This window comes from bacterium, from assembly GCA_008933615.1.
Lineage (GTDB): Bacteria > CLD3 > CLD3 > SB21 > SB21 > SB21.
In genome coordinates this window covers 120,722-133,999 of record WBUR01000003.1, presented here as the reverse complement: position 1 = coordinate 133,999, position 13,278 = coordinate 120,722, and the positions used below count along the sequence as shown (strand labels likewise).

Sequence of the window (13,278 nt, the reverse complement as noted above, 5' to 3'; positions counted from 1 at the left end):
ATTTTATCTAAGCCAGATTGAAGGATCCTGAACGTCTTGATCTTTGTAAATTTCAAAATGGAGCACATACTTTCCCTCTTCATTTTCATCGAGGCCTGCGATCATATCGCCTGCGCTGACATTTTGCTCCGGTGAAACATATATCTCGGACAGATGCGCGTAGACTGTATAATAACCGCCGCCGTGATCGATCAATAACGTATTGCCCATCCGTCGAAGCCATGCAATATGCGCAATTCGCCCTTTTGCCACCGCTCTTACCGCCGCGTTTTGAGTTGCCTGAATTTCAATTCCCGGGTTTCTTGTTTTTGTTCCAAGAATCGGATTGATCTGATCGCCGAATTTCTTAACAATCTTCCCTGCAACCGGATACGGCAATTTACCCTTATAAAGGCCGAACGTCGACTTTTCAACATACTTCGGTTCTTTGTACGCAATGCTCTTTTCGGCGCTCTCGGCTTTTAGTTTTCTCTGGCGTTCCAGTTCAAGTTCTTCTTGTTCCTTTTTCTTACGTTCTAATTCCGCTATAAGTGAATTCAAGGTGACAAGATCGTCTCGTTTTTCTTCCAGCATGGTATTTAACAAGCGCTTATCTTTGCGAATCTTGGACAAGGATGCTTTGCGCCGGTTTAATTCGACGTCTAAGGCCGCTTTTTCATTTTTCTTTTCAGCAATAAGATACTTTTGCTGAAGAAGTTCTGCCTCAATAAGTTTTTTTTGCCGTTCTATTTTTATTTTTTTTCTCCGCAGAGTTTGCAAGTCGGTCTTATCTTGATTCGCGATGATCTTAGTATATTTTACCCGCGCGTACGCCTGCGTCCACGAATCGGATGTAAACACATAAGCTAAAGGATCTTCCGCGCGGTGTTTGTAGGTTTGAACTAGTCTTTGGCCTGTCAGGTTTTTCAGTACGTTGAGTTCGCCCTGCGTCGTCTTTAATTGATCACGTAAAACGACAATATTCAATTCCGTCAGGCTTCTGGACTGTTCAAGTTCTCCAAGTAATTGCTGGAGTAAACCAATCTTTTGATTGGCATCGTTAAGGCGGTCAAGTTCATTTTTTTCCTTTTGCGCTTCTGATACGATCCTGTTCTCATAATTTTTGATTTCTTCTTTGAGCTTTTGTACGTTTTTCTGGCTCTGAGTTATTTTTTTCTGAAGATCCTGCGCGCAAAGTGAAAAGAAAGAAAAAATTACAAACAAAATACACCGAAAGATAGATTGAGTTACATTTGATTTACGCATAGACATTATAATCCGAAATGCTCCAGTCCGTTTCATTCGCAGGGGTGATTAGATGCCGATTACCTTGAATAGCCGCCATTTTAAGCCGTTCAAAATCATCGTAAGAAAAATAATCGTTTTTCAACGGGTAAATAGATTTATTGGTCAAAAGCGGGTTGTCGACAGGAAATCCGTAGTCGCGAATCGCGATCTCCCATTCCTGTGTGTTGGGAATAGGTGAAAAAGAAGACAGACTGACTTTGGCGCCGAGTTGATGAACATAGTTTATACTATCTGCAACCTCGGCCGGCTTTTGGTTGGGCAAACCCATGATCAAGTAAACAACCACTTCTTGCCTAGTGAAACCGGCCAATTCAAGATGCCGTAAAGCTTTTTCCAGATCGCTGTCATTCACTTTTTTCATTTGGATCTGGCGCTCGGTGTTCTTGGTTTCATAACTCAGGCGAATGGTTTTGAATCCGCTCTCGACAAGCAGCTCGGCGAGTTCGGCATCCAGTAATTTTGCGAAAAGGCCGTTAGGCGTATGAAAACGAACTTTTAGATTTTTTCTAATAACTTGCCGGAGAATCGGCTTAATGTGTTTGTCGGAATTAACAAAGAGCGCATCGTCATAAAAACTTAAATCCGTGATCTGTTTTTGTATATTATAGAATTCAATTTCTTCCACAACTTTGCCGGGACTACGCCGCCGGAATTCATCAGTAAATTCATGCGTAGCACAAAACGAGCAGCGGTAGGGGCAACCGCGCGAGGTCATGAGCGCTGCGTAATCCAGCTTCGGATATAAATGATAAGCCGGAAAAGGATAGTCATCGTATCCGCGGTACTGCTTTTTTGTGGTCAAACCGGTTTGATCAGAAATAAATTTCAGCAAAGTTCTTTCCGACTCTCCTTTGAAAACAACGTCCGCGTCGGAGTGTTGCTGCGCATATTCATGAAACAATGTAGCGTAAATACCGCCGAGTAAAATTTTTGTTTGGGGAAATATCTCGCGCGACATACGTATTGCTTCATGAACGCCGCGATACCAGTACGTCATTCCGGAGGTGACCAAAATCATGTCGATATCGTGTTCGCGTTTGATTCGATCCAGATTTGTTCGCATGAACTCCGGCGGCAAGCCGTAACGCGAGTAATGGCGGCGAATGTGCTGAAATTCCTGAGGTTTTTCTACAGGTTCCTTGTAAAAATAGCCGTCGCCATATTTTTTTGTTCGCGGGGATTCACGTTTTTGAAGTTTCAGTACATCCGGATGCCATCGATCCATTGCGTCCAGAAAAATAATTTCACATCCGTTTTCTTCCAGCATAGCGGCGAGGTAGAGCAATCCCAGCGGCTTCAGCCAAAGATCGTATGCGGCAAAATCGTAAATATAAGGATTGATCAAAAGAAGCTTCGGCTTCTTCATACTATTTCAGATAGGTGGAGCCGTTTTTTAAATGTAGAGATTCGGCGAGAGATTAGCAAAACGATTTTAGAAAAACCAAAACAGGGTCGATTGTAACCATTTAGCCGGCAAATCAGTCCTTGTTCCGCTGCGGTTACAACCTTTCGTCTACTTTGAAAACATTAACCCTTTTCTGCATACTGTCGGTAAGCGTTTTGAAATAATCCGCTGATTTAGCGATCTCCTGAATACCTGCTGCGACCTGCTGGGTGGATTGGTTTATGATCTTAATATTGTCGGCAATCTGATCGCTGGTAATAGATTGCTGATGGCTCGAGACGGCGATCTGCGCCACCATTTGCGTCACTTCCTGAAACACTTCGGAAATCTCTTTTAGGCTCGATTTAGCGTCATGCGACAGCGTAATGGCGCTATCCGCTTTTTCCCGTGTGCGCGCCATTAGGTTGACTGCTTCGGAAACATTGGTTTGAATCTTAACGATCATCTCGTTGATCTCAGCCGTAGAATGCGTTGTTCGTTCCGCTAGTTTTTTTATTTCGTCTGCGACAACGGCAAATCCTTTTCCCCTTTCTCCGGCTTTCGTTGCTTCGATGGATGCGTTGAGTGCGATCAGGTTAATTTGTTTTGTAATATCTTCGATAATATTCAGAATCTTACCGATCTTTCCGCTGGAGTCACTAAGAGAATTTACCACATCCGTGGATTGCTTGATCATCCCTACCATTTTGCTGATTCCCTCGGCCGTCTCATCGATAACTTGCGCGCCCTGTGTCGCGCTGGATTGCGCGTGCAGAGCCATCTCTTTTGCGCTCGATGCATTGTGTGAAATTTCGTATACGGTCTTTGACATTTCCTCAACGGCTGACGTAATACCGTTTGTATGCAAACTCTGCTCCCGCGCATTGGTGGCCATCGTTTCGGTGCTTGCTGAAATTTCTTTGCTGGATGTCGCAACCGCCCGAGAGGCATCGACTACGTCAATCAAAACGTCCCTGAAGGAGGAAAGGAAATTATTCATCGAGCGGGTCAGTCGTCCGACCTCATCATGACGGTTCATTTTAAAAACCGTATTGATCCCGTCCTTGTCAATTAGTTTTGCCGCCGCCTTGATGGGGGTAACGATGGTTGTGGAAATAAAATAACCGATTCCAACCACAATGACGCACAGAAAAAATCCCGTAAATCCGATAATCAATTTGCCCATTGAAAACATGCCAAGCAAATTATCGTAATTATTTTTTGTTTCCTGACTGGCGATGATTTTAGCTTCTTCTGTGAGCGACATCACTTTTTCATACGCCGAGTCAAATTGCCGTTCGGCTTCGCTTCCCGCCTGCCCTGATTTAGAGTCCAGCTGGCGTTGCTTTGCGTATGAGATCATCTCCTCCATAGCCATACCCATGTTGGATATAGCTTCGATTTCTTTCTTGTTCCTAATCGCGGTATACGTCCTATTATTTTTTTGGCCGCCCTTTAGAATAATATCGCAGTACGAGAGTGCCTCATCCCACAACTCATAGACTTTGTCTGAAGATTGATTTTTATCGCCGGCGATGATTTCTTCGAAATACAGATGGCCTTTGGTCGTCGCGTATTGAATCTCCAAGAGAGCGGTTTGAATCGGAATATCATTAACCACTTTGTCAGAACTATCCAATAAGTAGTTCAACTGAGTTATGGAAAAAACGGTCATAGTTAGTGCAAGAATGAATAAAATACCAAACCCGATTATCGATTTATTGAGGATGCTCATATTATTAAGCATGACTGACTCCTAAACTTAAAGTCATATGGTGTCGGCATTTTAGACAGGATGTTTTTTAACCGCCAGAAAGGAATTTGTAAAAATTAGCAAAACGTGATGCCATCAGCGAGTCGTCATGATAGAATTACTTTATTCAAACGCGTCGCCAATCGGGGAAATATAGTATTAGAACGGCTTATTTGAAAGACAAAAATGGTACAACACTTGTCTTAATCCATCAATTCCGCTATCACCCGATGTATGACCTCCGCCGAAAATCCGCGTTGCGTTAGAAATTGATATATTTTCTGACGTTTTTTTATCGTCTCGGTGGTTCGGATCGTTCGAATTTTTTTTTTAGCCGCCCTTATCGCCATATCAAGAGGCGGTGTTTCAGCAAAAATACGGCGAATGACATTTTCAATAATCTGTTTTGATAAACCTTTTTTATGAAGCTCAAACCGAAGCGCCGCTTCACCCATATCTTTTTTCTGTAATTTACTTTTTGCAAAACGTTCCGCGAAAACCTCGTCATTAAGATAACCGTTGTCTATCAAATAGTTCAGGCTTGATTCGATCGTTTCTTCAAAAAAACCTTCTTTTTTAAACCTCTCTCTTAATTCTCCCGTGCTGCGCGGCCTGATGGAAATAAGTTGAAGCGCTTTCTGAAGACTCTTTCTTTTTTGATCTGCCAAACGAATCTCATGTAATTTTTTTTCATCGAGATCCGCTCCCGTCTGCAGTTGGAATTGCATAATGGTATCCGGCTCTAATTGCAGCTTTTCGCCGTTGTCGAGATCAACAACACCAACGATTTTTTTTTGGTATTTCTTAACGAACGATGTGATGAGAATTATTTTCATAGTTAATCGAATTTTAATTTCCATTCATGCAAAACCGTATACTCGGATCCTTTAGGAGAGAGCCGGCTTTTAATCAACTTAATACTGCGGACCGGATGAAACATAGAAACCGGCATTTTCATAAGATACTCTTGAACCGCAGCCATATCAACATAGCAGGGGGCGGCAGGATTAGAGTTGATTTCTTTTATTCGCGCAAGCGTTAAATGCGCAACAAACGGTTTGTTTTCCGCCGTGAATCCAATCGAATCCAGCGCTGTTTCAATTTGGTTTTGAACTCGCGCTATGGGAGCGGAACTCTCATATCCGCACCATAATACTTTTGGCTTGCGTAAACCCGGGAAAAAACCAAGCCCATTAATGTGCAGCTCGAAAGCGGGTTCCTCCTTAACGAAATCACACGCCGTAATAATCTTGGTAATATCTGTCAATGGAACATCGCCCAGAAACTTCAAAGTAAGATGTATGTTCTCCGATCTAACCCAGCTTACTTTTGCACGCGAAAAATGCGGCCGGAGGCTTTGTTGTATAAAGGCAATCTCTTTTTTTAGGTTTGCGGACAGATCGACGGCGATGAATGTTCGGATAGTTTGTATATGGGCGGGATTCACATCGGCGGTCTATTTTTCAACAATGGTATAATTTAATTGCAGTTTGCTTTTGAGAACATTGCCGGTGGAGACCGCATCTTCCTTGGTAGCAAATGCCCCAACCCATATGAGATATAATTTCTTATCGTTCACGATTTTTTCGGAAAATTCGATCGGAGCGTAGCCGTTACTTTTTAGTTTATCCCTGAGATCCTCCGCATTTTTAATCTGCCCAAACGCGCCGACCTGGAGCCGGAATTTTTTCCCTGATATGCTTTGTGAGATATCCGGATCGGCAACGGACGTTTGTTCTTCAATCTGTTTTGTCACCAGACTCATTCCGTCAAACATCCGGTCAGCCTTTCCGATAAATCGCGACGACGGATAGTCCCTTTTCAGTTGATCCGCTTTTTGCTGAGCGCCGCGGTAACTTCCTTTTGCGTAATCGTATTGAATAAGGCGGTACAGGCTTTCGTCAGCCAATGCGTTGTCCGGAAAAGTTTTCAAAATGGATTCATATCCGGCGTTCGCCTTATCGGCATTGGTTTCAAAAACCGATTGGAAAAAAATTGTTTCCGGTTGTTTCGGGTATTTTTTATACAACACAGGAATGAAGGCCCGGAGAGAATCCACATTATCTTTTTGCCACAGATCGACAAAAGGCTTCAAATCAGGGTCGCTTATTTTTTGGGCATACGCAGCGTGGGGTAGCAGTAACAAACAAAAACAAAATAGAAATATGTTCATCGTCTTTTTAAGTATAAAGATATTATTGGACACAATGCCGCGCCCAGGCGGAAAATCAAGGGTCGCAAAGTACCGCGATGGCAGCAGCCCCGGGACCGGCATGCGTCGCGATCACCGTCGAGACATCCGTGATCAAAATTTTATCGCGGTCAATCTCAAAATACTTGACCAGTTCCGTTGCATACCAGTCGGCGATGCCGATTGAATTGGCGTGCGCAATACCGAATCGCAGGTTTTTCTTTCCCTTAGCGGCTGCTTTAACCAGTTCCATCACTTTACGTAACGCATTGGAATGGCCGAATGCCTTAGCGATCGGAACGACCGCGCCTTCCTTTATACCAAGAATCGGTTTGATATTTAATGTCTTTGCAACGGCGCCGCGCGTTTTGCTGACGCGCCCGCCTTTGATCAGAAACTCCATTGTTTGTACGCTGATGAAGACGTTCATATTCTTCACGCAATGATCTATATGCGCAAGGATTTTTTCAACCGGTTCATTGGCGAGAATCATCGGCTCGATCTCCTGCACAATCAACCCCGCGCCGACCGATGCAGACTGCGTATCAACAACGTGAATCTTACCTTTACCAACCGACTTAGCAATACTCAATGCGCCCTGATACGTTCCGCTCATTTTCGACGAAAGATGGAGAGAAATAACCTGCGGATAGATGGTAAGTAACCGCTCAAAGGATTCCTTGAATCGTTGCGGCGTCGGCTGAGAAGACTTCGGATGATCAGGCGAAGACGACAGTTTTTCATAAAACTTTTTAGGCGTCAGGGTTAACCGATCAATAAAAACCTGATCGCCGAAATGTACGTTGAGCGGAATGACGTGAATATGATTGCGGCGAATGTATTCCAATGGCAGATCCACGCAAGAGTCCACGGCAATCGCTGTTTCCTGCACCACATCGGAATGCGCATTAGCAAACTGCTGACGCATGTCGTCAATTTTGGTTGACACAACATGGCCGTAATCCGCCAGCACGTCAAAAACATCTTCCGGCGTATTGGAGTGAAGATGGATTTTTATTTTCTTTGGAGATCCCGCAACTATCAGAGAGTCGCCGAACGAGGAAATTTTTTCGCGGATATTTTCGCGGCTCATATTATCGCCAACAAGCAGACACTCCGTGCAAAATTGAAATTTTATATCGTCTATAGTATGGTCGTCCAGATGCGGCTCCATTACTTCTTCTTCGGATTCCGACAGCCCGACGCGTTTGATGTCGGATATACGGCCGGATTCGATAAAATTAAGAATACCTTCGAGCATCGTAACAAATCCCTCCGCTCCGGCATCCACGACGCCGGCTTTTGCTAATACGGCCATTTGTTTCGGCGTATTGGCGAGAGATATTCTTGCGTCGTTTAGCGATTCTTTAAAAAGCTCTGAAAAATCGTCGGTTTTTTTCGACTTGGCTTCCACCGATTTTGCCCAGTCACGGATCACGGAAAGGATCGTTCCTTCCACCGGTTTCGACATGGCGCTCCAGGCAGATTGGGTAGCATTGGAAACGGCTTCTGAAAATTTTTGAGTGTTTGCCCTAACGGATCCTTTAAGGCCGTCCTGCAACCCCTGAAAGAACTGCGCCAAAATCACACCGGAATTTCCCCGCGCGCCCATGAGCGCAGAATCAGCAAGAACACAGGACATACTCTCAATCGAATGTTCGTGTTCGTTTTCCGCCGTATCGGCTATCGTTTTCAAAGTGGAAGCCATATTCGTTCCTGTATCGCCGTCGGGCACAGGGAATACGTTAATATTGTTTAAGTGATCTTTTTTATTGATCACAAAATTACATCCGGCAATAACGGAACGTTTCAAACGGATGCCGTCAAGATATTTGATCTTAAGTTTCAAAGCCATTCCTCCTATTTGTGACTGCGGGTATGACATACATTTCGATTTTTGAGAGGCGCCGAACCAAACACGTAAAAAAATTAGCGGGAGTGAAATAAGAACGTGTGTAAAAAATTAGAGTAAATCGATTTTAAAGTCAAGCAGTAATACTGAAAACGAATTGACGATTGTAGATTTCAGATTTACGATTGTCAATTTGCGTTTCAACCTGTTTCCGTCAAATTATCGATCAATGGCCATAAATAAAACCCTTGAACTCTGCATTTCACTTTCTTAGGTTTGCTAACAGTTTTTTACCACTAAAATTCCGAAAGATCCTATGACGCCAACGACTTCAAGACCGCGCTGCTGGTGGCCCGGAACCGATCCGTTGTATTGCGATTACCATGATAACGAATGGGGCGTTCCGCTTCATGACGAACAAAGATTATTCGAAATGCTGATACTCGAGGGTTTTCAAGCCGGACTAAGCTGGATCACGATCTTGCGAAAAAGAGATAACTTTAGAAAGGCATTTAAAAAATTCGATCCGAAGAAAGTTGCCAAATTCACCGCAAAAGACGTTCAACGCCTGATGCATGACGAGGGCATTGTACGAAACCGCCTCAAGATCGAAGCGGCGATCACCAATGCAAAAGCTTTTTTGGCCGTGCAAAAGGAATTCGGTTCTTTCGATAAATACATTTGGCAATTCACCAATTACAAAACCCTCCGAGATCCCAAAGGCATGACCAAAGCGCGAATACGCCCGACCTCACCGGAATCGGACGCGCTGTCCAAAGATCTGAAAGCGCGCGGATTCAAATTTGTCGGCTCGACCATCATTTACGCGCACATGCAAGCCACCGGCATGGTGGACGATCATGTGGAAGGATGTTTTAAGTATGTGAAGAGGTAGTCTGATCGATATGTTTTTGTATTTCAATAAAGAGTAGGAAGGTTGTGTTATGAAAAACTCTACCATGAAGCTCAAATGGCTGCCGTTTTTTATCCTGATCCTTTCTTCTCAGTTCGCTCTATCGCAATCGGCCGGCAAAGATTCCCTCCGAAGCCTGACCATTTTGTATACCAATGATCTGCATTCGCATTTTGAGCCGATGCAGGTAAAATGGATCAGTGAAACAAGAAAAATCGGAGGATTTGCCAATATCGCAACGATTGTAAAAACAGCCAAAAAATCAAACCCCAACACTTTGTATTTTGATGCCGGTGATTATTTTACCGGGCCGCTATTTAGTTCTCTCACTAAAGGTGAAGCCGTGATCGATGTGCTTAACCATTTATCGATCGACGCCGCTTGCATCGGCAATCATGAGTTTGACCATGGATGGCAAAATCTGGATGAGCAATTAAAGAAGGCAACGTTTCCGATTTTGAATGGCAACATATTTTATTCGGGTACCGACCGTCTGTTTTGGAATCATCCCTATATGATTTTGAAGAAGAACGGGATACGTATCGGCGTGATCGGATTGCACGGCAAGTACGCTTTTTACGACACCATCTCCGACATAATGGTTCGTGGAATCGAAGCGAGAGACGAGGAGATTTATCTTAAAAAATACATTAACGAACTCGAAGGTAAAGTTGACCTGGTCGTATTACTGGTGCATGAAGGTATTCCGGGAAAACAATCCTCTGCCGGACTCACCGACGCAGAACGAAACCTGCAAAGAGATATTGAACTGGCCAAAAGAGTACCCGGCGTCGATATTATCATAACGGGCCATGCCCATCAGGGAACTCCGCAGCCGCTGATCTCCAACGGTACCATTATCATTTCTACCGATGCATTGGGCATGGAAGTCGGTAAACTGGATATACAATATGATCCCGGGAAGGATAAAATAACCGGTTTCAGTAATATTTTGAATTATGTTTTTGATGATGAAATCGAGGATGACGCGGATACAAAACACGTTATCGATAAATGGAAAAACAAACTGAGTGAAATAGCCGATCAGAAAATTTGCACTATCTCCCACCCCCTTACGCGTTCCTATAGCATGGAATCGCTGATGGGCAATATGGTTGCCGACGCGATGCTTCACGCATATCCCGATAACGACCTTGCTATAACGAACAGCGGCGGCCTTCGGGACGATATTACGGGGCCGGTAGTCACCATGGGAAATTTGATTTCCGCATTTCCTTTTCCTAATACAATTGTGTTAGTCGAAATGAATGGAAAAGATATAAAAGACTTATTCGAACATGCCGCAGGTCTTACTAACGGAATTTTACAGGTTTCAGAAGGCGTGGAAATGCATTACAGCGTTTCGGCGGCGGATGGAAACAAAGTGGTTCTATATAAATTGAATGGCAAAACTTTTGAAGATGACAAAATTTATAAAGTTGTGACGAGTAACTTTTTGGCGGACGGCGGCGACGGATTTCTCGCTTTCAGGAGGGCATTATCAAAAAAAGATACCCGCGTTGAAGTTCTTCAGACGATGATCCAATACTTGAAATCCTTTGACGTGTATAAGCCTCAGTTTTTTGGAAGGGTCGTTATGATAAAGCCGTGAGAACGGATACCGGGCGGTTAATCGCAGTAGACTTTTTTCTTGTCAATGCATCGAATTGTTCTTATTTTTAACTCAGTTTAGCAAGAAGAGCTTTATAGCGACTGCGTTCATCCAATCTCAATATCTCCTTGGCGAACAGTCTGGTACTTCCAAATCGGTCGTATTAAGCTGCTTCCAAAAAATGTTTACCACACATTATTGCGCCATCTCGGCGAAGTTGATCTTTAAGCGAGGTGTACTATGAAACCATCTTTCGGGGTTTTATTGCTCTTAACGCTCCTGGCGGGGCACGCCTATTCCCAATCCAAAAAAACCACCGTAGCCGTTCTTGATTTTCAGTCTGCCGGAGGATTTGAAAAAAGTGAAGTTTCGATCCTGGCCAATCGGTTCCGCAACATGCTTGTGCAGACCCATATATTCGATGTGGTGGAACGGGAAAAAATGAATGAGATACTCAAAGCGCAGGATTTTAATATTTCAGATAACTGCAATACAGCCGAATGCGCTGTGCAGGTTGGCCAACTCCTCGGGGTGCAGGCGATGATCGCCGGCGATATCGGCGTTTTTGGAGAAACGTACACGATCGATCTTCGCATCATCGACGTCACGACCGGTAAGATCATTCAGGCTCAAACGCAGGATTACGTCGGAAAACGCGACGGCCTGCTCGGTGTCATGCAAACGATGGCCAATAGCCTTGCGGGTGCTGTTGGGAAGAGAACGGTTACCAGAAAATTCGAACTCGCGATCAATGTTTCTGCGCCGAAATCCGCCAAAGCCGTTGATATTCTTATTGACGGCCAGAAGGTCGGGCAAAAGTCACTCAAGCTTTCTCTGAGTGAAGGACAGCACTCGGTCACGGTTACGGCAAATTCCGCCGATTACACCACTTATTCAAAAGAGATCGAACTCAATTCCGACCAAAAGATCGACGCTAAACTGGAATATTCCAAATCGTATATGAAACGTGTAGCGGATGAAGCGGCAAAAGCCAAAGCCGCTGCAGAACTCGCCGAAAAAGAAAAAACCGTTTCGGCCGGAACTAAGAAATCCAATAAGACGCTTTGGTATGTGGTTGGCGGCGTTGCGGTTCTCGGCGGCGGCGCAGCGGTTCTGCTTGGCGGAGGCGGGAAAGGCGGCGTGAGTAAAATTCCCGATCCTGATCTGCCGCCGGGGCAGTGAATCGACCGCCCCCAATATTAATTTTTCAACAACCTCCAGATTGTACGACCCCCGCCTTCGTAAGGCGGGGGAGACAGGGGGCGGTTGACAAATATAAAATAGAATCTCTAACGACTATGGGCACACTATATAATCAACCTGTTCAGACTGAAAAGCGCCGCGATCTGCGAAACCATGCAACGCGATCTGAAAAACTCTTGTGGTCACATTTAAAAGGCAAACAGCTATCCGGTTTCAAATTCCGCCGTCAACACGGTGTCGGGCCTTACGTTCTCGACTTCTACTGCCCGGAAGCCAAACTTGCCATCGAGATCGACGGAGCGTCGCACGACAGCGATGACGCAAAGACAAAAGACCAACGACGTCAGGCTTTTATCGAAGAATTTGGCGTTCGATTTTTGAGATTTAAAGATACAGAACTTTTCGAGAATCCAAATAAAGTGTTGGAAAAAATAAAAGAGGAGCTCGGCTCCACATAACCCGAACCACCCCCTTGGTCCCCCTCCTTGCCCACAGTGAGCGGGACACTTGGTGGTGATTCATAAACCGAATTTGTCTTAATTGAAACTGAAATGAAGATCACTTTAATGATAGTAGAGATATGACCCGAACCACCCCCTTGGTCCCCCTCCTTGCCCGTTGCAAGTTTTCATGTAGGTACTGGGCAAGGAGGGGGGCAGGGGGGCGGTTGAGTGAAGTAGGTACCCTATAGCAAAAAAAAATATCCAGAGAATCTCCATGAGAGATGAACATGAAGTGAAGTAATTCTGAAATAGCATCGTACCGAATGAAAATGATTATGATAGTATGAAAAAAACCGCCCCCACATTCAAGTTTACTGCAAACTAAAATAGTACGCGCCCCCGCCTTGCTAAGGCGGGGGAGACAGGGGCCGGTTGAAATCTAAAAAATATATCCGGAGGATCTCCATGAGAAGTGAATATGAAGTGAAGTAATTCTGAAATAGCATCGTACCGAATGAAAATGATTATGATAGTATGAAAAAAACCGCCCCCACATTCAAGTTTACTGCAAACTAAAATAGTACGCGCCCCCGCCTTGCTAAGGCGGGGGAGACAGGGGGCGGTTGGAATCTAAAAAATA

General features: G+C 44.4%; 11 protein-coding genes. 4 read left to right on the top strand and 7 right to left on the bottom strand.

What is annotated here, in order from left to right; translation table 11 throughout:
• Positions 1 to 3: 3 nt before the first annotated feature.
• The 7 genes from F9K33_02050 to F9K33_02020 all read right to left on the bottom strand — a co-directional run bounded on the left by F9K33_02050 (position 4) and on the right by F9K33_02020 (position 8,500).
• The gene (locus F9K33_02050; protein KAB2881278.1) at positions 4 to 1,281 is read right to left on the bottom strand and encodes a peptidoglycan DD-metalloendopeptidase family protein; all 1,278 of its coding nucleotides are present in this window, start codon (positions 1,279 to 1,281) and stop codon (positions 4 to 6) included.
• Complete coding sequence (locus F9K33_02045) at positions 1,238 to 2,653, bottom strand: radical SAM protein (GenBank protein ID KAB2881277.1); 1,416 nt, start codon at positions 2,651 to 2,653, stop codon at positions 1,238 to 1,240. Before F9K33_02045 ends, F9K33_02050 begins: the two co-directional genes overlap by 44 nt.
• Positions 2,654 to 2,786: 133 nt before the next feature.
• Positions 2,787 to 4,418 carry a methyl-accepting chemotaxis protein gene (locus F9K33_02040; protein KAB2881276.1) on the bottom strand — a complete coding sequence of 544 codons (1,632 nt, stop codon included), beginning with the start codon at positions 4,416 to 4,418 and terminating at the stop codon, positions 2,787 to 2,789.
• Between the two features lie 209 nt (positions 4,419 to 4,627).
• Positions 4,628 to 5,284: a hypothetical protein gene (locus F9K33_02035; GenBank protein KAB2881275.1), complete on the bottom strand. Its 657-nt coding sequence runs from the start codon at positions 5,282 to 5,284 to the stop codon at positions 4,628 to 4,630.
• Positions 5,263 to 5,871, bottom strand: coding sequence for an RNA 2',3'-cyclic phosphodiesterase (gene thpR, locus F9K33_02030; GenBank protein ID KAB2881274.1), 609 nt, complete (start codon positions 5,869 to 5,871; stop codon positions 5,263 to 5,265). Before thpR ends, F9K33_02035 begins: the two co-directional genes overlap by 22 nt.
• Positions 5,872 to 5,880: 9 nt before the next feature.
• A complete protein-coding gene (locus F9K33_02025; GenBank protein KAB2881273.1) occupies positions 5,881 to 6,699 on the bottom strand; it encodes a hypothetical protein in 819 nt (272 codons plus the stop codon).
• Positions 6,653 to 8,500 (bottom strand): DegV family EDD domain-containing protein, encoded by a 1,848-nt coding sequence (locus F9K33_02020; GenBank protein ID KAB2881272.1) that lies wholly within the window; start codon positions 8,498 to 8,500, stop codon positions 6,653 to 6,655. The genes F9K33_02025 and F9K33_02020 overlap by 47 nt, the downstream gene beginning before the upstream one ends.
• Positions 8,501 to 8,783: 283 nt before the next feature.
• Here F9K33_02020 and F9K33_02015 point away from each other — a divergent pair, with 283 nt between their 5' ends.
• From F9K33_02015 to F9K33_02000, 4 genes are all read left to right on the top strand, one after another.
• On the top strand, positions 8,784 to 9,362 hold the full coding sequence (locus F9K33_02015; GenBank protein KAB2881271.1) for a DNA-3-methyladenine glycosylase I: 579 nt from the start codon (positions 8,784 to 8,786) through the stop codon (positions 9,360 to 9,362).
• Between the two features lie 49 nt (positions 9,363 to 9,411).
• Positions 9,412 to 10,992: a bifunctional metallophosphatase/5'-nucleotidase gene (locus F9K33_02010; protein KAB2881270.1), complete on the top strand. Its 1,581-nt coding sequence runs from the start codon at positions 9,412 to 9,414 to the stop codon at positions 10,990 to 10,992.
• Positions 10,993 to 11,232: 240 nt separating this feature from the next.
• The gene (locus F9K33_02005) at positions 11,233 to 12,174 is read left to right on the top strand and encodes a PEGA domain-containing protein (protein KAB2881269.1); all 942 of its coding nucleotides are present in this window, start codon (positions 11,233 to 11,235) and stop codon (positions 12,172 to 12,174) included.
• A gap of 116 nt (positions 12,175 to 12,290) precedes the next feature.
• Positions 12,291 to 12,653, top strand: a complete 363-nt coding sequence (locus F9K33_02000) for a DUF559 domain-containing protein (GenBank protein KAB2881268.1) — start codon at positions 12,291 to 12,293, stop codon at positions 12,651 to 12,653.
• Positions 12,654 to 13,278: the final 625 nt, after the last annotated feature.